Raw genomic sequence first — 19,177 nt, 5'->3', positions numbered from 1 at the left:
CGTCGCGCCGACGTGTCGTGCGAGGCTCAGCGGCCGGTCGCCCCGTCGATGGCCTCGCGCAGCAGATCGGCGTGACCGTTGTGCCGGGCGTACTCCTGCACGAGGTGGATGTAGATCATCCGCAGCGACATGTCGTGGCCGTGCACGTCGACGGTGTGGTCGAGGTCGGTGAAGGCCACGGCCCGGTCGGCCAGTGCGCTCTCGTCGCGCAGCTGCTCGACGGCGACCGGTGCGTCGGCGGCGTCGATCTGGTTGAAGTCGGTGTCGTCGCGGGCCTCGAAGTTGTGCAGGTGCTCGACGTCCTCGCCGGCGACCCGCTTGCGCAGCCAGATGCGCTCGACCTTCGCCATGTGCCGCACCAGGCCCAGCAGGCTCAGATTGGAGGTCGCGAGAGGGCGCAGGGCGAGCTGCTCGGCGGTCAGGTCGGCACAGATGTTGAGCAGCGTCCGGCGCTGGTGGGCGAGCATGCCCTCGAGGATCGGGCGTTCGGCACCCGCCATCGGGCCGTCGACGGGGTCAGGGACGGGGGAGAGCCAGGTCATGGGGTGAATCGTGTCATCACATTCGGCGGCCAGTTGTCACGCCCGTGACAAGTTCTCCACATGTCATGGCGTCAGCCCTTCACAATCCCGGCCGGATCCGAGATTCTTCCCCCAAGCACTCTTTCGGGGGAAAGGGCTCGGGCATGGAGTCGTCGACGTCGGCACTGACCGATCGCGTGCGCGACCTGGTGCGTCAGCGACGCATCGATCCGCGCACCGACGCGGGCTCGGTGCGACGGGCGGCGCTCGACGCGATCGCCGAGCACGAGGCCCGCAGCCTGACCGGTGCCGTCGCCCGCTCGACGAGCCGGAGGTCGTGGTTGGGCAGATCGTCGCCGACGTGTCGGGGTTCGGTCCGCTGCAGGCATTGCTCGACGACGACACCATCGAGGAGATCTGGGTCAACGAGCCCTGTCTGGTTCGGTAGACCTAGCCTACTGCGCGACAGACGTATCGGGGTCGGTGGGCGGGACTACTCTGGACAGTTCGGGTCTTCGGCGACCCAACGGTAGCTGTCGATGATGCCGTCGCGTATTTCAGCACGTTGGACCTTGCCGGGCTTTGGCTTGTCCAGTCCCTGCACGAGGGCGTGCGCTTCGTTCAAGCGCTTGTCGACAGGGTCGTCCCCGGGAGATATCACAACTCGAGCCAGCTCGGGTTGCACGGACACCACGGGGAACTCAATAGCGTGATGCGTGTCCCAATCGCAGATCGCGTCGCGGGGCACCTCAGAGTCGGCTCGTCTGGCTTCGCTATGAACAGACATACCGTCATCGTCAAAACCCAGCGACGCCGCGTGAGGCTCCAGTTTGCCGGTCACGGAGTTCGTGACGGTGTGAGTTGGGATCTTTCGGATGCGACGAAGCAGGCTGTCGTTTTGCTCCGCCAACGGCGGGTCGTCGCTCACCGTTCGGTGAACTCGCGACCGGACCTAAAGAGCGCTCGCCATCCGGGGTTGGCATTCGACACGTAAGCGGTGAAATCACGCAAGTGGCGCCGGAGTTCCGAGAGCGACTCGCCGCGATACAGAAGTTGCCCCTTGGCCCCGTGGACCGATATCAGGAGGTCTCCATCACTGTCAACGTCCACGGTTATCCGGCGCATGTCTGCCCGCCACTCCGCCACCAAGCCGCCCATCTGATCGTCAGCGATCGTCGGGTAGATGGTGTCAACTGCCAAGCCTTGACGCAGTGCGTGCATCAACTCCGCACGAGCTTCCGAGGTTGGCACGGTGTCACCTGCGCTGCGCAACTGCCTGGTGAGGCGCGCCAACGTCTGAGAGGCGTAACCGTAGGAAGGATCGTCTCGCCAGTCGACGTCCTTGTGTCGATGGTGCCGGCTGATCGGACGCTTCCGCGGGCCGAAGGTCTGAACGAAGTGGACAGTGTTCGCAGGAGCCCAAATTGAGGAGCGTCCTCGTGCGTACGCAGTCACTGCCTCTCCCACCTTTTCTGCATAGCATCGCTCGTGTACTCGAGAAATTTTCTAATCAGTTGGTCATGGGCAACCTGAAGCCCACCCAACGGAAGCTGCTCGTCGACCTCCAAATCGCGCTCGGAGTCTAGAGTCAGCGAAGGTCCGTCATCGTCTACGTCCACGCTGAGGGTGACGGAGCATCCCTCCATGTCTTCGTCTGTGCAAAAGTGCATGCGTACGCCCGCGTACTGAGTATGTAAGGCTGTGACGGACGACATTCCAGACCACCGAGTCAGTACTCCTACGGCTAGCTCTTCGCCCGAAACCTCGGTGATCGCGTTGCGGTACACGCACTCGGAGCCGGAGAACGAAACTTCTTGTCCAGTCTCGCGCCGAACCGTGGCAATGAACTGATCGAGTTTGGACTCAAGGTCCTGAGCCAGCGCATCGAAGCCTGGATAATCGTTGACGCCCTCTGAAAAGGACCAGGACACAACGAAGCGGTCGCTTTGGAAGCCGAGGGTGCCGCGGTCGTCCTCGCGTGTGAAGTTGAGGTAGGGAAGCGGCCATGCCTGGGTGATCGGAAAAATTGACGACTCGTCTCCAGCGCGGTTGTGCGGGCGCATCGGAGGAAGCTCGTTGGTTGTGGGGTACTCCTCGCGCCATGCTTCGCGTAGCGACGAGAAATGGCTAACTTGGAGCGCTTCAAGAGGGTCCAAGTAGACAATCAAGTCGACGTACTGGACCGGTGGACTACCGAAGCGCACAACAGACTGGATGTCAGGGCTGGTTGGACTAACACGGGATCCCACCTCGTAACCGTAGCGCAGCGTACGAGGCGAAGCCCCTTAAGTCGCAGATGTGTCGTAAGTGATACATCGCAAACGGCGCACGACCCTCGTGAGGAGGTCTCGCGCCGCTCGCCGTGGCACCTGTTACGACGCAAGTGCGGACTGTGGGGTTCTCAGGGCAGGCGGGCCAGTCCCTCGCGGATGTGCTTAGGCGGTGTAGTCGAGCTTCGGTCCTTCGACGGCTGATCTGCTGCCTGAGGTAGCCGTGGTGACCGGGCGGGTTGCTCCGCCCGTCGAGCGGGCTTCTCGTCCTGCGCGGGCGTTCTTCCGATCAGGTCTTCGTAGTCGTCGGTCGCCTCAACCGTCGGAGCTGGCAGCGGTTCGGTGATTTCGGCATCCGTGAGCGCGTTGGGGTCGTCGAGGATGGTGCGGAACAGCGCCTCGATCGGGTCTTCGGTAACCGGCATGATCTTGTGGACTTGGGCAGCGACGATCCCATTGCGGTCCAGCAGGTCTTGCGCGACCTTGATCCGTTCGCGGGTGTCCACCGACGGGTCGTTCATCCAGGCAACGAGCTTGCTGGCTGCCTCATCTGCTGTGAACAGGATGCGCTCGGCAGCTCGGCGGCGGACCTGTCCGGCTGCGCCGCCGTGCTGGTCGCAGACGATTGATCCATCTTCGGCCACACGACGGCACTGCTCCCCGGTCGACTTGTAGGTGCCATTGCATCGGAGCACGTGCGGCGGAGCCTGGGTGGCCCACCAACTCTCCGAGTGCGTGACGCTCTTGCCGGCCATGGTCAGCGCCAGACCAGTCCGCTGAACTCGTAGCTCAGCACCCTGCGGCAGTGGTTGCAGCAGACCAGCTCGACCACCGACGCACCCGACGGCACCCAGAGGCGGTGGTTGGGCTGGGCGTTGGTGCTGCACCGATCGCAGTGCTTGCGGTACTCGCGCTTGCCGTCGATCAGCACGTCCAGCAGCGGGCGAGCTGTACGGTCGGGGTCGCAAGAGCGCAGCAGCGGCACGCCTGCGCAGTCCGGGGGCGTCGAGCCACCAAGGGCAGCGAGGACGGCGTGCTCGGCCCAGTCGTCCTCGAGTGCGATGGTGTTCGGCTCGGCCCAGCGGACGAGGTCGCCGCCGTCGCGCATCGCGTTCATCAGCATCAGAATGCCGTCGGCGCAATGTAGGTGGACGACGCCACGACCTGCATGACGGCAGCCGCTCCGCGGTGGCGGACGCCGACCCCGAACCCATGCGTGTAGTAGCTGTCGATCAGCGGGTAGTTGGGCGTGCTGCCCGGGATCAGCTTGAGGCCCTGGTACGAAGGCTGCGAGTGCTCGCGGAAGCCGATCGGGTTGCGGTCGCTGTTGGAACCGCCCGACGCCAGGGAAGCGAGATACGCGACAGGCATCAGCGAGTTCTCCACGATGAGTGCGCGCCCGTAGGAGCCCGCGACGCGCATGCCCTGGAAGGTTCCGGCCGGACGGTTGCCGACCAGGGTCTCTGCGGTGAGGTAGGCGGGCGCGTCGGTGCTAGGGATGAAGTCGAACTTGGCGCCGTTCACTCCGACGCGGTACCCGGCGATGACGTCGGCCTGGATGGGGTGGGCGAGCACGACGATCTGCGATCCGTCGTCGTCGCCATAGCCGTGGTGCAGCACCGTGTCGATGAGGATCTCCACGTCGGCCGGGTCCAGCGTTGCGGTCCCGGTCGTCAGGTAGTGGTTGTGGGTTTCGAAGAAAGTGTTGCCGTTGTACTCGGGCGGCGTCTGACCGTCGGTGCCGTTCCAGAGGCCGTACACGGTTGTGCCGTCCTCGTTCGTCTCGTTCACCGGGTTGAACAGCCGGCGCATGACGCCCTTGAAGGTCAACAGGTTGTCCGCCGCCAGTGCTGCGCTGTGCAGCGCTTCGACCTGGGACGCCGGGGCATCGACGAGGTAGCGCCAGGTCATGCGTTTGGCGAGGTCGAACCACTTGAACGTGTAGCCCATCGGCAGCACGTCCGCCGCGAGCCGGAGGCCCTGCGGGACGCCGTACTCCGACGCTTCCTCGAACTCGCTGATTCCCGACGGGCTCTGCAGGACCGAGTCGCCCTTGCGGCTGGTGCGGAAGGTGAATAGGTCCACGAGCGCCGAGCGCTGGTCGTTCTGCAGCTTGACCGCTGCGATGAACTCGTCCCAGAGGGCGTTGGGGTCGGTGCCGTCTGCGAGACGGGGGAGGACGTCAGCCTGCGCGTTGTAGCCACGTGCCATGAGAGTTTTCCTGCTTTCGAGAGAGTGTGAACTGGATGCGCCCGCGCCCTCTCGGCTCGTGGCGGACGTTCGACCCTCTCGGTCTCGCTGTCAACGCGATAGGACTCTCCGGCTCGTCCTCGGCTCTCGTCGTCTGGGCTCGCAGCCCTCACGCCGTCAAGGTCGATAGTACCTGTAAATGGGAACGGGTCTCAGCTGCTTCTCCATCTGGGGAGAACGCCAGACACAAGCTGTCTCGCTCGATACGGTTCGGTGGTGATTCGACCCTTGCTGAGATTTGCCGCGCCCCTCGTCCTCCTCGCTGCCCTCGCCGCGTGCGGCGGTGAGGCTGATGTCGTGGACCAGGATTCCTCGTCCAAGGCGGACACTGCCAAGGCGGATGGGAAGCCTGCGAAGGAGCAGGGATCAATCGTGGAGTCCGGCTTTGGCCAGGGCGACGACCAGTACGTGTGGGTTACGGCTCTAGTTGAGAACAAGTCAAAGAAGGTCGGGCAGACAGTCACGGTCAGCTTCAACGTGAAGGACGAAGCCGGAGAGCTTCTAGCAACGACGGACCAGGTCGAGAGCTTCAGCTCGACGGGGCAGCTGCTTGCGCTAGGGACGCAAGTCGACGTCGGCGACGGCGCGAAGGCTGCATCCGTAGAGGCCACGCTTCTTGTCGAAGATGAGGGCGCGTTCGAAGGGGGGCCAAGTCTCGGCACGGCTGACGCGGAGGTTTCAGACAGCGAATTTGGCGGGCAGGAAGCACGGTTTGTTGTGAAGAACCCGACCGACAAGCCGTTGAAAGACCCGCGTATCGGCGTGATCTGCAAGGACTCCGCCGGCAAGATCAACGGCGGCACCTCAGAGTTTCCCGAGTTAGTCCCGCCGTCAGGCGAGATCAAGGTCAAAACGAACTTCATGACCCTGTCCGGCGAGGCTAAGACCTGCACCGCATACATTGCCCCGGGGTTCTGACCGTGTTGCACGATGTCTGGGATGCCTTCGGGGGCGCGAAGGGGTACGTCGTCGGCGCGGTGGTCACGGCTCTGGCGCTCATCGTCAACAATTTGATCTCATGGGCTCTCGACGGGTCGCGGGCGAAGAGAACTGAGAAATCAGCGGTGAACGCTTGGAATCGAGAGCGTGAGGCACGTTTCCAAGAGCTGCGTCGAGAGACGTATGCGGAGGTCGTCTCTATCTGCGAGCGACGGTACTTTCGCAAGGATCAGACGCGAGATGAGCAGTTGCAGGCGATAACGGCCTGGTACGGAGCACGAGCGAAGGTCAGGTTTGTTACTGATAGGCGCGACGTGATCGAAGCTGCGGACGCCATGATTACGGCGGCGGGCGCGCATCCGAGGGTCCGCGGGACGTTTCGAACGACACGGACAAACTTCGTGACGGTCAGCCGTGAAGAACTGGGTCTAGCCCGGCTGCCGCTCGCGACAACGCTTCCAGTGTCCTCCGCGGTTCCGCCACCCCAGACGCCGCCAGGATCGGCAGCACCGACACCCGGAAGAGTCACTCAGCCCTAGGAACTTCTCGCTTTCCCGTAGGCGCGGCGTACCACAGACTCATGCCAAGTCGTCCGGCCTGTGGGGGACAGGACTCCGGCCACCGACAGGTCCGTAGCGATGGAGGCAAAGCTCCGGCCTTCTTCTCGTTCCTGCACGATGCGGCGGCGGACGTCGGCAGGAATGCCAGAGGGCCGACCGAGCTGTTTGCCCTTCGCCTTCGCAGTCGCCAAGCCGTCGCGTGTCCTGCTGCGGATCATCTCCAACTCCAGCTCGGCAAAGACCGACAACATCTGCGCCATCGCCTTCCCACTCGGTGTAGAGAGGTCCATGCCGAGGTCCAGCACGATGAGCGACCATCCCTGGTCCTGCGCCGCCTGCATGACGTCGGCAGCGTTGTAGACGGAGCGAGCAATGCGGTCCATCTTCGTTACGACCAGGGCATCAGCCTGCTTCGTCCGGAGGAGTTCGAGGGCTTCTCGCAGGCCGGGGTTCACCTTGCTACCAGTCGCGCCCTCGTCGGCCCTCCAGTCGACTGTCCAGCCCTTCCTCGCCGCGTGCTCGGCTATCGCGTCGCGTTGGGCGTCGAGGCTGTGGCCTGAGCTGGCCTGCTCCTGGGTCGAGACCCGTCGGTATCCGATGACGTGCACATGTCCTCCTGCGGTCGGGTGAGGCGTAAATGACCGTCAACGCTTTACGCCTGGCCCGAAACGTAACTCGAACATCGTTCGATACCTAGTTCGAGCTGGGGCTCAAGGGCACGTCTCGCGCGCTCGCGCGTTTGCGGTCCTGATGCAGACAGGAGTGGCTTCTCGGGCTGTTCCAGCGTCATCGTCGGAGAGATGGGCGACGCGGGCGTTGGGCTCGTTCAACAGCCGCGAGGCTGTTAAGGATGTCTGCGCGTTGCTCCGGTGGAGCATCGGACATGACGATCCTGAGCGCCCTGAGATACGTCAAAGATTTGATGAGAGCGACAAGCACCACGGGCCATCCGACCAGTGCGAGTGCAGACCAGCTGAGCACGGTTCCTCCTGAGGCTGGGCGCGCAGCACTCTGCTGGGCCGAACCATGTGGAAAGCTCCTAACGGTCTCCTCAGGGATTTGTGCTGGTCATCCCAAGATATCAGCGACCCCGACGGATCTGGCGCGCTGACGAAGTTCGTCCGAGTATCCCGACCAGTCAGACACTGAACGACAGCAGCCCGGGTGCTTAGACCGGGCTGCTGGTGTTTTCAGAGTTCTCTTTTTCTGGGTTTCAGTGCGGGCCGCGCCACCGCGCCGCCCCCTTAGAGGGAGGGGGCGGCGGCGCGGTGGCAGCAGTGGCCGATTTGATGGGGCGCGCCGTACCGCGCCGTTCTGAAACGGCGCGCCTCTTGCGTACTCTGATCAGCGGTTTCATCCCTTCGAGCCCTCACCGCGCCGTACCGCGCCGTCTTTCGTCGGCGCGGTGTCTTCTTCGGCGCTGGTCGTGAAGGCGCGCCGCACCTCAACGGCGCGGTTCTGCCGCAGCTTTACTGCATCCCGAATCACGGTTCTCGGAAACTCGACCTCCGAATCCTTGAGAGCTGCGGCAGCCTTTCGTTCTCCTGCTTCGTTCGGTACGGCCATTTCGTCCAGAACTCGCACGCACGCTCTCGTTCTGGAATGCGGCGCGGCGCTCTGGTCAGAGTGGAAGGTGGTCCGCTCGTCCTCGACTCGCACACGCAGCGTCATCGCGGAGACGCCCCGCTGGCGAGCCTTGCCGGTCTTGATGTCGATGAAGTCGCCACGTGACTCCATCAGGTACTCGATGTCGACGTCGTCGCGCTTGCCAGACGAGCCGCGCGCTCCGCGGCTGGCGTCCTTACCGGTGTTGTCGGTGCGGACCACGGTCAGCCCGCGAGCCTTGAGCGCCATGCCGGTATGTCGGTAGTAGCCGCGAGCCGTGTCGGAGTCGTTCTCCCCGGCCTCGGTGATGCGCTGGTACGAATCCAGCACGACCATGTCTCCGGGCTCCAGACCGAACGAATCGACGGCCTCCGTGAACTCCCTGCCGCCCTTGGCGCTGTCGAGTGGGTCCATGCTCGGCAACGACAACAGGATGAAGCGGTCGAGCTGGTCGCCGGGGGTGACCCCGAACGACAGGAGTCGCTCCCGCAAGTCGTCCTCTGTGTTCTCCATATCGACGTAGAGCACCCGCCGACCCCGGGGGATAGCCATGCCGGCGAAGTCCTCATCGCCGCGAGCTACCGCCAGCGCGATAGCCAGCAGCACGAGCGACTTGCGGGCTCCGGCTGGCGCCACCAGCGACACCGACGAGCCCGCCGCAATCATCGGTTCGACCACGTACTCACGCGGCGGACGGTCAGGGTCCAGAAGCTCCGCCAGGTTCATCCGCTGAAACCGCTTGATCGGACCCGCCGTCGCTTCGGTTACGGCACCGTCCTCATCGCGAAAGTCGTCTGCGGCAGTCTCAATGTAGGGCCGATCCGCACCGTCCCTGTTGGCGTAGACCCAGGCTGACTCGCTGGTGTTTTCGTACTCATCGCCGATGCCCGCCTTGGCTGCCGCGCTACGCATCCGCTCTTCTACCTCCGCCTCGTCCAGGCACTCACCCAGCACGAACTGATAGAGCTTGGGCAACAGCCGGATAAGGGTGTCGTTGCGGCTGCCCTCTTCCGCGTCAAACATCTGCTTCTCGGCCTTGGCGAGCACCGCAGCGGCCTTGCGTACCTCGTCGGCGCTCGGGGGGCTGGAGAGATCTATCTCGGCCTGCTCCCTGGTGGCGACGGGAGTCCTGTATGCGCGCACCGCGTCGGCCAGGGCTGCGCTGGTCGGGTCCGCGCCGATCAAGTCCAGAGCATCCAGATCTGGAGGCATGTCCCACTCATACGCGACGACCTCCTCGCTGACCTTGGACTTCCGCACGGTCGGGGCGAGGAACACGAATCCGCGGCCGTGCCCGTCCGAGTCGCCAGCCTGCAAGTCGACCCCAGGCCTGAAGTTGGTGAGCTTGCGGACGCCGAGCGCGGACACAAAGTCATGCGTGCCGCCGGACGGTGTGCGCTGCCGCCCGTAGCTGTTCGGCATCAGCCCCTCTGCCCGCATACGGGCAAAACCCTCGTCTCCGTCGTTTCGCGGATCTACATCAATCACGTCAACGCCCTGACCAGTCACGGCGCAGATCGCTACGCCCGGCTCCCAATCGTCCAGAACCCGCGAGTCCGCGACCGTCTGCTGCCATTTGGACTGGGGCAAGTGGTAGCCGAGTCCGTCTGTGCCACCGGTCGGGTCCCACTTGCCTTCTTGCGTGAGGGCCGGCGGCGCGAGGAACACGGGCATGCCGTGCTCTACAAGATGCCGCGCGTATTCGAGCGCGAACTTCTGCTCAGGCGTAGGTTCCGCGGCGCTCACCGCTGGATGCCCAACTCGGCGGGGTCGACGGCGAGGGTCTCTCGCAGCCTCCGGGTCATCGTGAAGGTCTGGTCGAGCGAGAGCAGGTAGTCACGCCCAGGCAGCCCTTCGCTGCGGCCGTGCAGGCCCGACAGTGCGCGGCGGACGGCCTCGTTGACGTGCTCGATCCTGGTCCGCTTCCACTTCTTGCCGTCCCAGCGCATCCAGCCGAGGGAGACCGCCCAGCAGTACCGCCCGCCGAGCCCGACGTAGACGAGCCAAGGGACGAGCTGGCGGTTCTCGTACAGGTTGGTCAGCTCGGGGATCGGCCGCGTCGGGGCGAACGGCCCATTTTCGGGGACGGCAAGCGCCTCGCCGGTCAACGCAGCTTCGTGCCGCAGCGGGCATGCCCGGTCGTGGAACACCTTTGCCCCGCGGGGCCTGGCTCCGCAGCGGGCGCACGACACCCTTGTTCTCATGCTGCTACCGACCTTCCAGCAGCGGCCGACCGCAGCAAGTGCGCAGCGTTCTCGCGCTGCTCGTCGGTCAGTGCGGGAGCAGCATCAATAGCTGCGCGAACGGCACGTTCAAGCCGCTCCGCTGCGGTCTGGTCGGCGCTCATACGAGCCCGCCCGGGGTGTCGAGCAAGCCAGCCAGGTACTCAACCTGGGCGGGGTGGAGCGTGGGGGAGATCGCCAGCGTCTCTCGGACGCACTTCTCGATACGAGCAGTGGCAAGTTTCTGCCGGACCACCATCTCGACCTCAGGGTCGGGGGTCTTGCCGTTCGCATAGAGCTGAGCCACCTGCATTGCGGCTCGACGGACTCCTTGACTGTCGTAGGACATCGCGCGCACCCTTCAGTGCTGCGACGGCTCCCTAGAAGCGCCCCTGGAACGAGACGTCTAGGCGATGTCACCTAAGCCCTACGCCCACTCGTCGGAGTGGATTCGCTTTCGGGGTTTGTCCGGCGGGACGTTCCGTTTCCCGCTAAGCCCTCACGCATTCCCGAAGGTTGGCAGCGCTTCGTGGCTGGGGCCAACTGTACCCCGGGTCACGTGTCCGTGACTTGCTCCTGTCCATCTGGCTAGAAGCTCCTGGGCGTTGGCTACGGCAGTGTCTCGGCCAGCTTCTCGTCGCTCATCTCGCGGAGCTGGCGACGCAGTTCGGTCACCTCAGCACCACCCTTGGCGTCCTCGTCGTCTTCGCGCAGCTTGAGCCACTCCCAAAGCTCACGTGCTGAGTTGACGGTGGCCGTCTCGTCCTCGCGATGGTGATAGGCATCGATGCCGTACGGCTCGACAGAGACGACCAGCAGACCTTGCCCCTCCCAGCCGAACAGCCACGCGTAGTCGCCATCTTCCCCGACGTACAGCGCCCACCCTGCGCGTCGGTGCAGCACGTCGCTGGTCATCTGCCAGAGGGCGGCGGTTGCGGGGGAGCTCGCGACGAGCCTTGCGATAGCTGCGTCGGTATCGGGACCGGACTCAATCTTCTTGGAGTTGATCATGGGTCAATTGTCCTCGTCGGACATGAAACCCTTGCCCGTCGTGATCCTGTCCCACTCGGCTCGAAGCATAGTCTCGCGCTCGCCGTCGATGACCTGCATCAACTGAAGAAACGCATCTACACGGCCTCTCGCCCAGGACGCCTGGTTGCGATCCACATCGTCTGCGCGGTGCTTCTCGAACACGTCGTAAGTCATCGGCAGCTGCCGTGTCATGAACTCTGCCAGCTCTTCGATCGTGATCTTCTCGTCGCTCATAGCGAGCGAGCGTAGACGGGCCTGTAGGCGGCCGCCAGAGGCTTAGGGCCAGGTGATGCTCACTGAGTCCGGATCGTAATCTCGCCCGTTCCCGGCACCTACGCGCTTGATCGTGATCGTCATACCCAGCAGCCGGATTAGCCGCTTTTTCGTCTCGACATCTGCGGCACGCCAAGCCTGCGCAACTTCGGGTCCGGTGTACTCCGCGAGGGACGCCTCGGGTTGAGCCGACGAGAGATGGACGCGCTCGGCGGCGAGCTGCGGCCGGAGCCGCTCGGTAATGCGCTTGAGCTGCTCGCCGGTGATCACGTCATCGGCGAACTGGTCAGCCGTCAGCGCCAGCTTTGCCTCCAGCGCCTCGATCCGCTCTCGCGCCTCCTCGGCGGCGAACTCGTCACCGCCTAACAACCTCACCCCGTCACGCTCCAGCACGCCGACGACCACCCTCTCGACGTGCTCATCTACGTCGGCCATGCGCCGCTGCACCTTCATGCATCCGGCATGTGGGCATTTGTAGGCATGGGGGTATACGCGGGTGCGTCCGTTCTTCAACTCGTACTTGAATTCGTTGGTACCGACCACATACCCGTTGCACGCGCCGCACCGGGCCAGCGACGTCAGCAAGTACTTGGCTGCGGTGCCCCGATTGTTGCTGCGGCGCGCTGGGTCCGTGAGTGTTGCCAGCACCCGGTCATGAGTCTCCCGATCGATGATCGGCTCCCACTGACCCTTGTAGAGCTCGACTTTCCCGGACGGCTTGCCGTTCTTGCCCAACGGCTTATGGGACCGCATCCCATGATTGCGGTCGCGCAGCAGCACCCGGCGCAATACCTGCGTTTGCCACCGCTTGCCCGTGCTGGTCGGGATGCCTCGGGCGTTCAGGTCGTTGACGAGCTTCCAGAGACCCTCCCCAGCCAGCACCCGCTTGACCAGCTCGCGGAGGACTGCGGCCTCTGCCTGGTTGATTACGAGTCGCTGGTCCGCCTTCGTGCCCACGATGTCCCAGCCGAACGGACGCGGACCGTTGTGTCGTCCTGCCTGTGCCAACTCGAGCTGCTTGCGGCGAGCACGCTCTGCCGTGCGGTCGGCCTCGCTTGTGTCCACGGTGCCGCCGAACCTGAAGCTCGCCTGTCCGTCTGCCGTCGTGAGGTCGGGCCGACCAGACACGTGGGTCATGAGGCCGATACCAAAATCCTCGGCCAGCTCAATGATGTCCTCGCGCTCCCTGGGGCGACGAGTTAGGCGGGACGTCGAGTAGGCCAGGATCACGTCGAACTTGCCTGTCTCCGCGTCGTCCAGCATGCGCGTCCACTCGGGGCGAGGCTTGCGGCTGCTACGCGATGCGCTGATGTCGTTGTCGGTGTAGACCTCGGCGATCGTGAGTCCCTCGGCCTTGGCCAGCTCGCGGCAGTCGGCCTCCTGACGAGCGACACCCAGCTCCTTGCCTTCCTTGTCGTCGGAGATGCGCGTATAGATGGCGGCGCGGGCGGGGGACTTGGCCATGAATAGTTCCTCTAATCGCTTATCAGGGCAAGGCTACCTCTAGGCCACCTATGACCCGTCACGGGTCTTCGTCGCACGTGAGGGCCGGCACGAGCTGACGTCGCTGATCCTGACGGCCGAGCAGGTCCGCGAGCTGGTCGAGCGGATGCTGTCGTCGTCGGGGCGCCGCCTCGACGTCAGCCAGCCGTTCGTCGACGCGATGCTGCCGGGCGGGCACCGCCTGCACGTGGTGCTCGACGGCATCTCCCGGGGCTTTGCTGCGGTCAACATCCGCAAGTTCGTGGCGCGCGCCCACTCGCTGGACGACCTGGTGGCGCTGGGCACGCTCGACGGGCCCAGCGCTGCGTTCCTCGACGCGAGCGTGCGCGCCGGGCTCAACATCATCGTGTCCGGCGGTACCCAGGCGGGCAAGACGACGCTGCTCAACTGCCTCACGGCCTCGATCCCGGGCTCGCAGCGACTGGTGTCGGCCGAGGAGGTGTTCGAGCTCAAGACCGGGCACCCCGACTGGGTCGCCATGCAGACGCGTCAGGCGGGCCTCGAGGGCACCGGCGAGATCGACCTGCGGACGTTGGTCAAGGAGGCGCTGCGCATGCGTCCGTCGCGCATCATCATCGGCGAGGTCCGGGCGGCCGAGTGCCTCGACCTGCTGCTGGCGCTCAACGCCGGCCTGCCGGGCATGGCCAGCATCCACGCCAACTCGGCCCGCCAGGCGCTCGTCAAGCTGTGCACGCTGCCGCTGCTGGCAGGTGACAACATCGGCTCGAGGTTCGTGGTGCCGACCGTGGCCGCCTCGGTCGACCTCGTGGTCCACACGGGTCTCGACGCCGACGGCAGCCGAGCGGTGCGCGAGATCGTCGCCGTCACGGGGCGGGTCGAGAACGGGCTCATCGAGTCCGAGCCGGTCTTCGTCCGGCGCTCAGGCGTGCTCGAGCGCGGCCACGGCGTGCCTCTTCGTCGCGACGCCTTCGAGCGAGCGGGCGTCGACCTCGACGAAGTGCTGGGGGTGGGTCGATGGGCGCCCTGATCGGCTTCCTCGCAGGCACCGGCCTGCTTCTCGTCGCGTGGACGTTCGTCGACCCCCACTGGCGTCTCGAGCGCAGGCCGCGCCAGGGGCCCGGACGTCTCGCCGACCTGCTCGCGCGGGCCGGGGTGCAGGGCATCGCGCCCGGCCAGCTGCTCGGTCTGTGTGCTGTCGCGTTCGTGCTGGCAGCCGTCGTGATGACCGGCGTGTCGGGCGTGGCAGCGATCGGTGTCGTCTTCGGGCTCATGGCCGCGGGCGCTCCCGTCGCCGTCCTGCACGGGCGTGCTGCCAGGCGTCTGCGCGAGCATGCCGCAGTGTGGCCGGACGCCGTCGACAACCTGACCTCTGCCGTGCGCGCGGGGCTGTCGCTGCCCGAGGCGCTGATCCAGCTGGGCGAGCGCGGACCCGAAGGACTGCGCGACGCCTTCGCTGGCTTCGGACGCGACTACCAGGCCTCGGGCCGGTTCCACGAGTCGCTCGACCTGCTCAAGGACCGGCTCGCCGATCCTGTCGGAGACCGCGTCGTCGAGGCCCTGCGCATCGCGCGCGAGGTGGGCGGCGGTGATCTGGGCCGCATGCTGCGAGCGCTCTCGGGCTTCCTGCGCGAAGACCTCCGTACCCGAGGTGAGCTCGAGTCGCGCCAGTCGTGGACGGTCAACGGGGCCCGGCTGGCCGTGGCCGCGCCGTGGCTCGTCCTGCTGCTGATGTGCCTGCAGGGCGAGGTGGTCGGCCGGTTCGCGACCGGTGCAGGTCTCGTCGTGCTGCTGACCGGCGCGGGGATGTGCGTCCTCGCCTACCGGCTCATGATGTGGATCGGCCGGTTGCCCACGGAGCGGCGGATCCTCGCATGACCGGGGCCCTGATCGGCTTCTGCCTCTCGAGCGGCCTGCTGCTCACGGTGACGGGCTGGGTGCGTGCGCGCAAGCCGTCGCTGGAGCAGCGGGTGCTGCCGTACATCCGCGACGTGCACCCGCAGCTGCCGACGGTGGCACGTCCCGCCACGGTCGTCGAGGCGGTCTTCGGCCCGTCGGTGCGTCGCGTCGCCGAGCTGGTCGGCGAGGTGCTCGGCGGCAACGCCAGCGTCTCGCGCCGGTTGACCCGCCTCGGTGCGTCCACCACGGTCGACGACTTCCGGGTGCGCCAGGTCGTGTGGGGTGCGGCGGGGCTCGGGGCTGGCGTGGTGGTGTCGGCTCTGCTGTGGTCGGCAGGACGCGCTCAGGGGCCGGTGTTGCTGGTGCTGTGCGCGATCGCCTTCGTCGGCGGTGTGCTGTGGTGCGATCAGCACCTGTCGGCCCGGGTGATCGCGCGAGAGCGGGCGATGCAGGAAGAGTTCCCGGTCGTGGCCGACCTGCTCGCCTTGGCGGTCGCGGCGGGGGAGAGCCCGGTGGCTGGCCTCGACCGCATCATGCGGGTCTGCCGTGGCGCACTGGCCGACGAGCTCGGCGGGGTCATCGCCGACATCCGCACCGGCACCCCGATCTCTGGCGCCTTCGACGCCCTCGCCGCGCGCACGGGCGTGAGCAGCATCGCCCGCTTCGCCGAGGGGCTCGCGATCGCGGTCGAGCGAGGCACCCCGCTGGTCGACGTCCTGCACGCCCAGGCCGCCGACGTCCGGGAGTCCGCACGCCGCGAGCTCATGGAGGCCGGCGGCCGCAAGGAGGTCGCCATGATGCTGCCCGTCGTGTTCCTCATCCTGCCCGTCACGGTCATCTTCGCGTTCTTCCCCGGATTCATCGGACTGCACCTCACCTCAGGCACCTAGGAAAGGAACGCTCATGTCGCGCATCAGATCGCACCGCCATGACGAACGGGGAGACGTCCCGGGCTGGGTCATGATCACGGTCATGTCCGCAGGCCTCGTCGCGATCATCACCGCTGTCGCAGGCCCACAGCTGCGCAGCATGCTGACGCAGGCGTTGTCGGCGGTCGGCGGCTGAGCCGTGGCCGATCGCGAGCGCGGCGCTGCTGTCGTCGAGTTCGTGCTCGTGATGGCGCTGCTGGTGCCGCTGGTGCTCGGCATCGCCCAGGTGGCGATGGTGCTGCACGTCCGCAACACGTTGGCAGCGGCCGCGTCGGAAGGCGCACGAGCGTCCTCGCCGCTGGGAGCCACGCCCGCGGACGGTGCGGAGCGGACCCGCTCGATGATCCGTGCGGCCCTCGACGACCGCTACGCCGAGCACGTCACGTCGTCGTGGACGACCGTCGGCGGTCTGCCGGGCGCGCAGGTCGAGGTGCGCGCCCGGGTGCCCGCGCTGGGCCTGTTCGGGCCGTCCGTGCCCGTCGCCGTCTCGGGTCACGCGATCCGCGAGGTGGAGCCATGAGCCGCCGCGAGGAGGGCACAGCGACCATCGAGTTCATCTGGTTGTCGCTGCTGCTCCTGGTGCCGCTGGTCTACGTGCTGGTTGCAGTGTTCGACACCCAGCGAGCGGCCTACGGGGTCTCGACGGCCAGCCGCGCGGCCGCGCTCGCGTTCCTGCAGTCGCCCGATCCGGCTTCCGGCGAGCAGCGGGCCAAGGCGGCGGCCGGCGTCGCGCTGGACGACCAGGGGTTGGACGGTGCGAGCGTCCGCGTCTCGTGCCTTCCGTCGCCGGCAGACTGCTTCGAGCCGGGGTCGTCCGTCCGGGTCGTGGTGCGCGCCACCCAGCCGCTGCCCCTGACGCCGAGCGCGCTGGGCCGGCAGCTCGGCGGCATCACGGTCGACAGCACGCACACCGAGCCGTTCGGCAGCTATCGGGCGGCGCGATGAGGCAGGGTGCAGGCCGCGAGGAGGGCACCATCACGGTCATGACGATCGGCTTCCTGCTGTTCCTCGGCCTGCTGTCGGTGGTGGTCATCAACTCGTCGGCTGCCTTCCTGCAGCGGCAGCAGCTCGACAACGTCGCCGATGGTGCTGCGCGATCGGCTGCCGATGGGTTAAGCCGTGAGGCGTTCTACCGCAGGGGAGAGGTCGAGCTGGACGCCTCGCAGGCGCGGCAGCTGGTCGACGACTACGTCAACAGCCCCGGCACCCGCATCGCCCTCGTCCGCGCCACCGGCGACCGCGTGCAGGTGCGGCTCGAACGCTCGGTGGGCCTGGCCCTCGTCCCGCCCGGCTGGCAGTCGCGCACCACGATCGTGTCGGAAGCGACCGCGGAACTCAGGACGACGCAGTGACTGGGTCAGCCGGCGCACTGCCCCACGTCGCTGCCGAAGTGATTCCTCCACATCAGCGACCTTGTGACGCGAAGCCATCTCTGAGGGCTAGGGTCGCGTGATGGGCCCCATATCGGCCAGCGAGCTTGTCGCGGAGCTGGAACGCCGGAGGCGTGAGGACCCGGTCCATCGCGCGGAGCTCGAGCGCATCGAGGCGGAAACCGCGGAGCGCAGGCGGCTACTAGCGATCGCAGAGCAAGCTCTCGTCGAGGACCTCCATGCAGTCGGCATCGATGTGAGCAGCATCTGGGATCTGCACAAGGTCCTCGACGCACGTCCGAAAGCCATCCCCGTTCTCATGGAGCATCTCGCGCTCGACTATCCGGACCGCGTGCTGGAGGGGATCGGCATCGGACTCGACCACCGCTCAGTTCGAGCGTGGTGGAGCAGTCTCCGCGAGATGATGCTCACAACTGATCGGGACGTGGTGCGCGACTGACTCGCAGCCGTGCTGAGCAGTCACGCGGTACGCGAGCACTACGACGACCTGCTCGCCTTCATTCATGACGAGGATCTTGGGGAGTGTCGTGTCTATTTCGTGCGGCCGATCAACCGCATCGGCAACCGGATGAGCGCCGGAGCGGGGCGGGCCGTCATCGAAGCCCTTGCGAATGATCCGGTTCTGGGTCGTGAAGCGACGGCGGTCCTCCGGGGACGAGGCCACAACCAGTAGTGCCAGGTCGCCGCGCATCCACGTGCCTTTCCGGCCAGTGCCTCGTCGCGCAGGGACTTTCCCACGCGCGACCGAGGTGGCTCCTGCCCAGCAGCTCGACAGGGCACCAGCGACCGTGCCCACGTCAACAGCGCGGAGCTCAGGACGACGGAGTGACGACTCAGTCCACTCGCTCGACCACGACACCGCCGAAACGGGCCTCGCCGATGGTGCACTCGATGCCGTCGATCCAGCAGCGTCCGGTCTCGATCACCTCGCTGGCGATCTCGGTCTGCCGTCCGGTGGGGGAGTCGGCGTAGAAGGCGATGAAGCCGCCGCCCAAGCCCTCGTTGTAGCCGAGGATGGGGCGCCCGTCGCGGTCGGTGACGCGCGACGCGCAGTCGGGGCACACCGAGGCGGGGTAACGGTCCTGGTGCACGGTCGGACGTCCGCAGATCGGGCACGGGTGGGTCGGGCGCGCCGGCTCGGTGGCAGGTGCGTCGACGCCGTACTGGTGACGCTGCTCGGCGAGCCACCCGATCACCAGCGTCTCGATGGTCTCGCCCGACAGCTCGAGCACGCTGGTCTGGTAGCCGCCGCGGTAGCCGATCACGGCACCGCTGTCGCCGGCGACGAACGCGAAGCCGCCGCACAACGGGTCGCCCTCCAGCTCGGGGTCGACGTGCGGCTCGACGTCATCCGCCCCCAGCACCTGGCGTGCCTTGGCGGCCGCCTCGTCGCGGGTCATCGTCATGCCAGTGCCTCCCGGATGGTCGTCGCGAACGTCTCGGCCTCGCCCTCGTCGTACTTCGTGCGCGGCCAGAAGAACCCGCGCAGCCCGTCGCCCTTGGTGCGGGGCACGACGTGCACGTGCAGGTGCGGCACGCTCTGCGACACGACGTTGTTCATCGCCACGAACGTGCCTTGAGCGCCGAGCCCGGACGTCAGGGCGTCCGCGACCCGCTGCGCGGTGGAGAACAGCGGCACGATCAGCGGCTCCGGCAGGTCGGGCAGCGTCACGACGTGCTCGCGCGGCACCAGCAGCACGTGCCCCTTGAAGACGGGCCGGACGTCGAGGAACCCGACCACGTCGGGGGTCTCGACCACGCGGTGCGCGTCGGCCTCGCCCGACACGATGCGGCAGAACGGGCAGTCGACGCTCATGGGTCGATC

The 19,177-nt window shown here is 66.4% G+C and carries 24 protein-coding genes and 1 pseudogene; 10 read left to right on the top strand and 15 right to left on the bottom strand.

Annotation, left to right across the window (positions count from 1 at the left end):
- Positions 1-26: 26 nt before the first annotated feature.
- From DX116_RS00365 to DX116_RS00340, 6 genes are all read right to left on the bottom strand, one after another.
- The gene (locus tag DX116_RS00365) at positions 27-542 is read right to left on the bottom strand and encodes a DinB family protein (protein ID WP_119702278.1); all 516 of its coding nucleotides are present in this window, start codon (positions 540-542) and stop codon (positions 27-29) included.
- Positions 543-1,014: 472 nt separating this feature from the next.
- Positions 1,015-1,362 (bottom strand): hypothetical protein, encoded by a 348-nt coding sequence (locus DX116_RS19720; protein WP_158591850.1) that lies wholly within the window; start codon positions 1,360-1,362, stop codon positions 1,015-1,017.
- A 610-nt stretch (positions 1,363-1,972) separates the two neighbouring features.
- Positions 1,973-2,584 (bottom strand): hypothetical protein, encoded by a 612-nt coding sequence (locus tag DX116_RS00355; protein ID WP_119702276.1) that lies wholly within the window; start codon positions 2,582-2,584, stop codon positions 1,973-1,975.
- Between the two features lie 338 nt (positions 2,585-2,922).
- On the bottom strand, positions 2,923-3,546 hold the full coding sequence (locus DX116_RS00350; protein ID WP_119702275.1) for a hypothetical protein: 624 nt from the start codon (positions 3,544-3,546) through the stop codon (positions 2,923-2,925).
- A gap of 2 nt (positions 3,547-3,548) precedes the next feature.
- Positions 3,549-3,908, bottom strand: a complete 360-nt coding sequence (locus DX116_RS00345; RefSeq protein WP_147393537.1) for a hypothetical protein — start codon at positions 3,906-3,908, stop codon at positions 3,549-3,551.
- Positions 3,909-3,913: 5 nt separating this feature from the next.
- The gene (locus DX116_RS00340; protein WP_119702273.1) at positions 3,914-5,002 is read right to left on the bottom strand and encodes a hypothetical protein; all 1,089 of its coding nucleotides are present in this window, start codon (positions 5,000-5,002) and stop codon (positions 3,914-3,916) included.
- Positions 5,003-5,257: 255 nt separating this feature from the next.
- Between DX116_RS00340 and DX116_RS00335 the strand changes: the two genes are divergently transcribed.
- The gene (locus DX116_RS00335; protein WP_147393536.1) at positions 5,258-5,959 is read left to right on the top strand and encodes a hypothetical protein; all 702 of its coding nucleotides are present in this window, start codon (positions 5,258-5,260) and stop codon (positions 5,957-5,959) included.
- 556 nt (positions 5,960-6,515) lie between these two features.
- Here DX116_RS00335 and DX116_RS00330 read toward each other — a convergent pair.
- From DX116_RS00330 to DX116_RS00300, 7 genes are all read right to left on the bottom strand, one after another.
- Positions 6,516-7,148, bottom strand: coding sequence for a recombinase family protein (locus DX116_RS00330; RefSeq protein WP_119702271.1), 633 nt, complete (start codon positions 7,146-7,148; stop codon positions 6,516-6,518).
- Positions 7,149-7,893: 745 nt separating this feature from the next.
- Positions 7,894-9,891 carry an AAA family ATPase gene (locus DX116_RS00325; RefSeq protein ID WP_119702270.1) on the bottom strand — a complete coding sequence of 666 codons (1,998 nt, stop codon included), beginning with the start codon at positions 9,889-9,891 and terminating at the stop codon, positions 7,894-7,896.
- Complete coding sequence (locus tag DX116_RS00320) at positions 9,888-10,253, bottom strand: hypothetical protein (protein WP_119702269.1); 366 nt, start codon at positions 10,251-10,253, stop codon at positions 9,888-9,890. The genes DX116_RS00325 and DX116_RS00320 overlap by 4 nt, the downstream gene beginning before the upstream one ends.
- A gap of 235 nt (positions 10,254-10,488) precedes the next feature.
- Complete coding sequence (locus DX116_RS00315) at positions 10,489-10,716, bottom strand: hypothetical protein (protein ID WP_147393535.1); 228 nt, start codon at positions 10,714-10,716, stop codon at positions 10,489-10,491.
- Between the two features lie 260 nt (positions 10,717-10,976).
- Complete coding sequence (locus tag DX116_RS00310; RefSeq protein ID WP_147393534.1) at positions 10,977-11,378, bottom strand: hypothetical protein; 402 nt, start codon at positions 11,376-11,378, stop codon at positions 10,977-10,979.
- Between the two features lie 3 nt (positions 11,379-11,381).
- Positions 11,382-11,633: a hypothetical protein gene (locus DX116_RS00305; RefSeq protein WP_119702266.1), complete on the bottom strand. Its 252-nt coding sequence runs from the start codon at positions 11,631-11,633 to the stop codon at positions 11,382-11,384.
- A 42-nt stretch (positions 11,634-11,675) separates the two neighbouring features.
- The gene (locus DX116_RS00300) at positions 11,676-13,136 is read right to left on the bottom strand and encodes a recombinase family protein (protein ID WP_119702265.1); all 1,461 of its coding nucleotides are present in this window, start codon (positions 13,134-13,136) and stop codon (positions 11,676-11,678) included.
- A gap of 61 nt (positions 13,137-13,197) precedes the next feature.
- Between DX116_RS00300 and DX116_RS00295 the strand changes: the two are divergent.
- The 9 genes and pseudogenes from DX116_RS00295 to DX116_RS00260 all read left to right on the top strand — a co-directional run.
- Positions 13,198-14,163 (top strand): annotated as a pseudogene (locus DX116_RS00295) (CpaF family protein); the annotation flags it as partial.
- Complete coding sequence (locus DX116_RS00290; RefSeq protein WP_119702264.1) at positions 14,151-15,011, top strand: type II secretion system F family protein; 861 nt, start codon at positions 14,151-14,153, stop codon at positions 15,009-15,011. The pseudogene DX116_RS00295 and the gene DX116_RS00290, both read left to right, overlap by 13 nt.
- On the top strand, positions 15,008-15,922 hold the full coding sequence (locus tag DX116_RS00285; RefSeq protein ID WP_119702263.1) for a type II secretion system F family protein: 915 nt from the start codon (positions 15,008-15,010) through the stop codon (positions 15,920-15,922). The genes DX116_RS00290 and DX116_RS00285 overlap by 4 nt, the downstream gene beginning before the upstream one ends.
- 13 nt (positions 15,923-15,935) lie before the next feature.
- Entirely contained in the window at positions 15,936-16,097 is a 162-nt protein-coding gene (locus DX116_RS20020; RefSeq protein ID WP_199715869.1) for a hypothetical protein, read from the top strand.
- A 3-nt stretch (positions 16,098-16,100) separates the two neighbouring features.
- Positions 16,101-16,481, top strand: a complete 381-nt coding sequence (locus DX116_RS00280; RefSeq protein WP_119702262.1) for a TadE family protein — start codon at positions 16,101-16,103, stop codon at positions 16,479-16,481.
- Positions 16,478-16,906, top strand: coding sequence for a hypothetical protein (locus DX116_RS00275; RefSeq protein WP_119702261.1), 429 nt, complete (start codon positions 16,478-16,480; stop codon positions 16,904-16,906). The genes DX116_RS00280 and DX116_RS00275 overlap by 4 nt, the downstream gene beginning before the upstream one ends.
- The gene (locus DX116_RS00270; protein WP_119702260.1) at positions 16,903-17,313 is read left to right on the top strand and encodes a pilus assembly protein TadG-related protein; all 411 of its coding nucleotides are present in this window, start codon (positions 16,903-16,905) and stop codon (positions 17,311-17,313) included. The genes DX116_RS00275 and DX116_RS00270 overlap by 4 nt, the downstream gene beginning before the upstream one ends.
- 100 nt (positions 17,314-17,413) lie before the next feature.
- On the top strand, positions 17,414-17,791 hold the full coding sequence (locus DX116_RS00265; RefSeq protein WP_147393533.1) for a hypothetical protein: 378 nt from the start codon (positions 17,414-17,416) through the stop codon (positions 17,789-17,791).
- 9 nt (positions 17,792-17,800) lie between these two features.
- Entirely contained in the window at positions 17,801-18,025 is a 225-nt protein-coding gene (locus DX116_RS00260) for a hypothetical protein (protein ID WP_119702258.1), read from the top strand.
- 160 nt (positions 18,026-18,185) lie between these two features.
- On the opposite strand, the gene DX116_RS00255 is transcribed toward DX116_RS00260, so the two are convergent.
- Entirely contained in the window at positions 18,186-18,758 is a 573-nt protein-coding gene (locus DX116_RS00255; protein ID WP_147393532.1) for a hypothetical protein, read from the bottom strand.
- Positions 18,755-19,168, bottom strand: a complete 414-nt coding sequence (locus DX116_RS00250; protein ID WP_119702256.1) for an HIT family protein — start codon at positions 19,166-19,168, stop codon at positions 18,755-18,757. Before DX116_RS00250 ends, DX116_RS00255 begins: the two co-directional genes overlap by 4 nt.
- Between the last annotated feature and the right edge of the window lie 9 nt (positions 19,169-19,177).

The sequence above is a fragment of the Aeromicrobium endophyticum genome, assembly GCF_003586285.1.
In the GTDB taxonomy this organism is placed as follows: Bacteria; Actinomycetota; Actinomycetes; order Propionibacteriales; family Nocardioidaceae; genus Aeromicrobium; species Aeromicrobium endophyticum.
This window is presented reverse-complemented; position numbering and strand designations above follow the sequence as displayed.

Coding starts and splice junctions, on each gene's coding strand:
- DX116_RS00365 (WP_119702278.1), bottom strand. CDS start 542: ATGACCTGGCTCTCCCCCGTCCCTGACCCCGTCGACGGCCCGATGGCG.
- DX116_RS00355 (WP_119702276.1), bottom strand. CDS start 2,584: ATGCGCCCGCACAACCGCGCTGGAGACGAGTCGTCAATTTTTCCGATC.
- DX116_RS00350 (WP_119702275.1), bottom strand. CDS start 3,546: ATGGCCGGCAAGAGCGTCACGCACTCGGAGAGTTGGTGGGCCACCCAG.
- DX116_RS00345 (WP_147393537.1), bottom strand. CDS start 3,908: ATGAACGCGATGCGCGACGGCGGCGACCTCGTCCGCTGGGCCGAGCCG.
- DX116_RS00340 (WP_119702273.1), bottom strand. CDS start 5,002: ATGGCACGTGGCTACAACGCGCAGGCTGACGTCCTCCCCCGTCTCGCA.
- DX116_RS00315 (WP_147393535.1), bottom strand. CDS start 10,716: ATGTCCTACGACAGTCAAGGAGTCCGTCGAGCCGCAATGCAGGTGGCT.
- DX116_RS00310 (WP_147393534.1), bottom strand. CDS start 11,378: ATGATCAACTCCAAGAAGATTGAGTCCGGTCCCGATACCGACGCAGCT.
- DX116_RS00305 (WP_119702266.1), bottom strand. CDS start 11,633: ATGAGCGACGAGAAGATCACGATCGAAGAGCTGGCAGAGTTCATGACA.
- DX116_RS00300 (WP_119702265.1), bottom strand. CDS start 13,136: ATGGCCAAGTCCCCCGCCCGCGCCGCCATCTATACGCGCATCTCCGAC.
- DX116_RS00290 (WP_119702264.1), top strand. CDS start 14,151: ATGGGCGCCCTGATCGGCTTCCTCGCAGGCACCGGCCTGCTTCTCGTC.
- DX116_RS00285 (WP_119702263.1), top strand. CDS start 15,008: ATGACCGGGGCCCTGATCGGCTTCTGCCTCTCGAGCGGCCTGCTGCTC.
- DX116_RS20020 (WP_199715869.1), top strand. CDS start 15,936: ATGTCGCGCATCAGATCGCACCGCCATGACGAACGGGGAGACGTCCCG.
- DX116_RS00275 (WP_119702261.1), top strand. CDS start 16,478: ATGAGCCGCCGCGAGGAGGGCACAGCGACCATCGAGTTCATCTGGTTG.
- DX116_RS00270 (WP_119702260.1), top strand. CDS start 16,903: ATGAGGCAGGGTGCAGGCCGCGAGGAGGGCACCATCACGGTCATGACG.
- DX116_RS00265 (WP_147393533.1), top strand. CDS start 17,414: ATGGGCCCCATATCGGCCAGCGAGCTTGTCGCGGAGCTGGAACGCCGG.
- DX116_RS00255 (WP_147393532.1), bottom strand. CDS start 18,758: ATGACGATGACCCGCGACGAGGCGGCCGCCAAGGCACGCCAGGTGCTG.
- DX116_RS00250 (WP_119702256.1), bottom strand. CDS start 19,168: ATGAGCGTCGACTGCCCGTTCTGCCGCATCGTGTCGGGCGAGGCCGAC.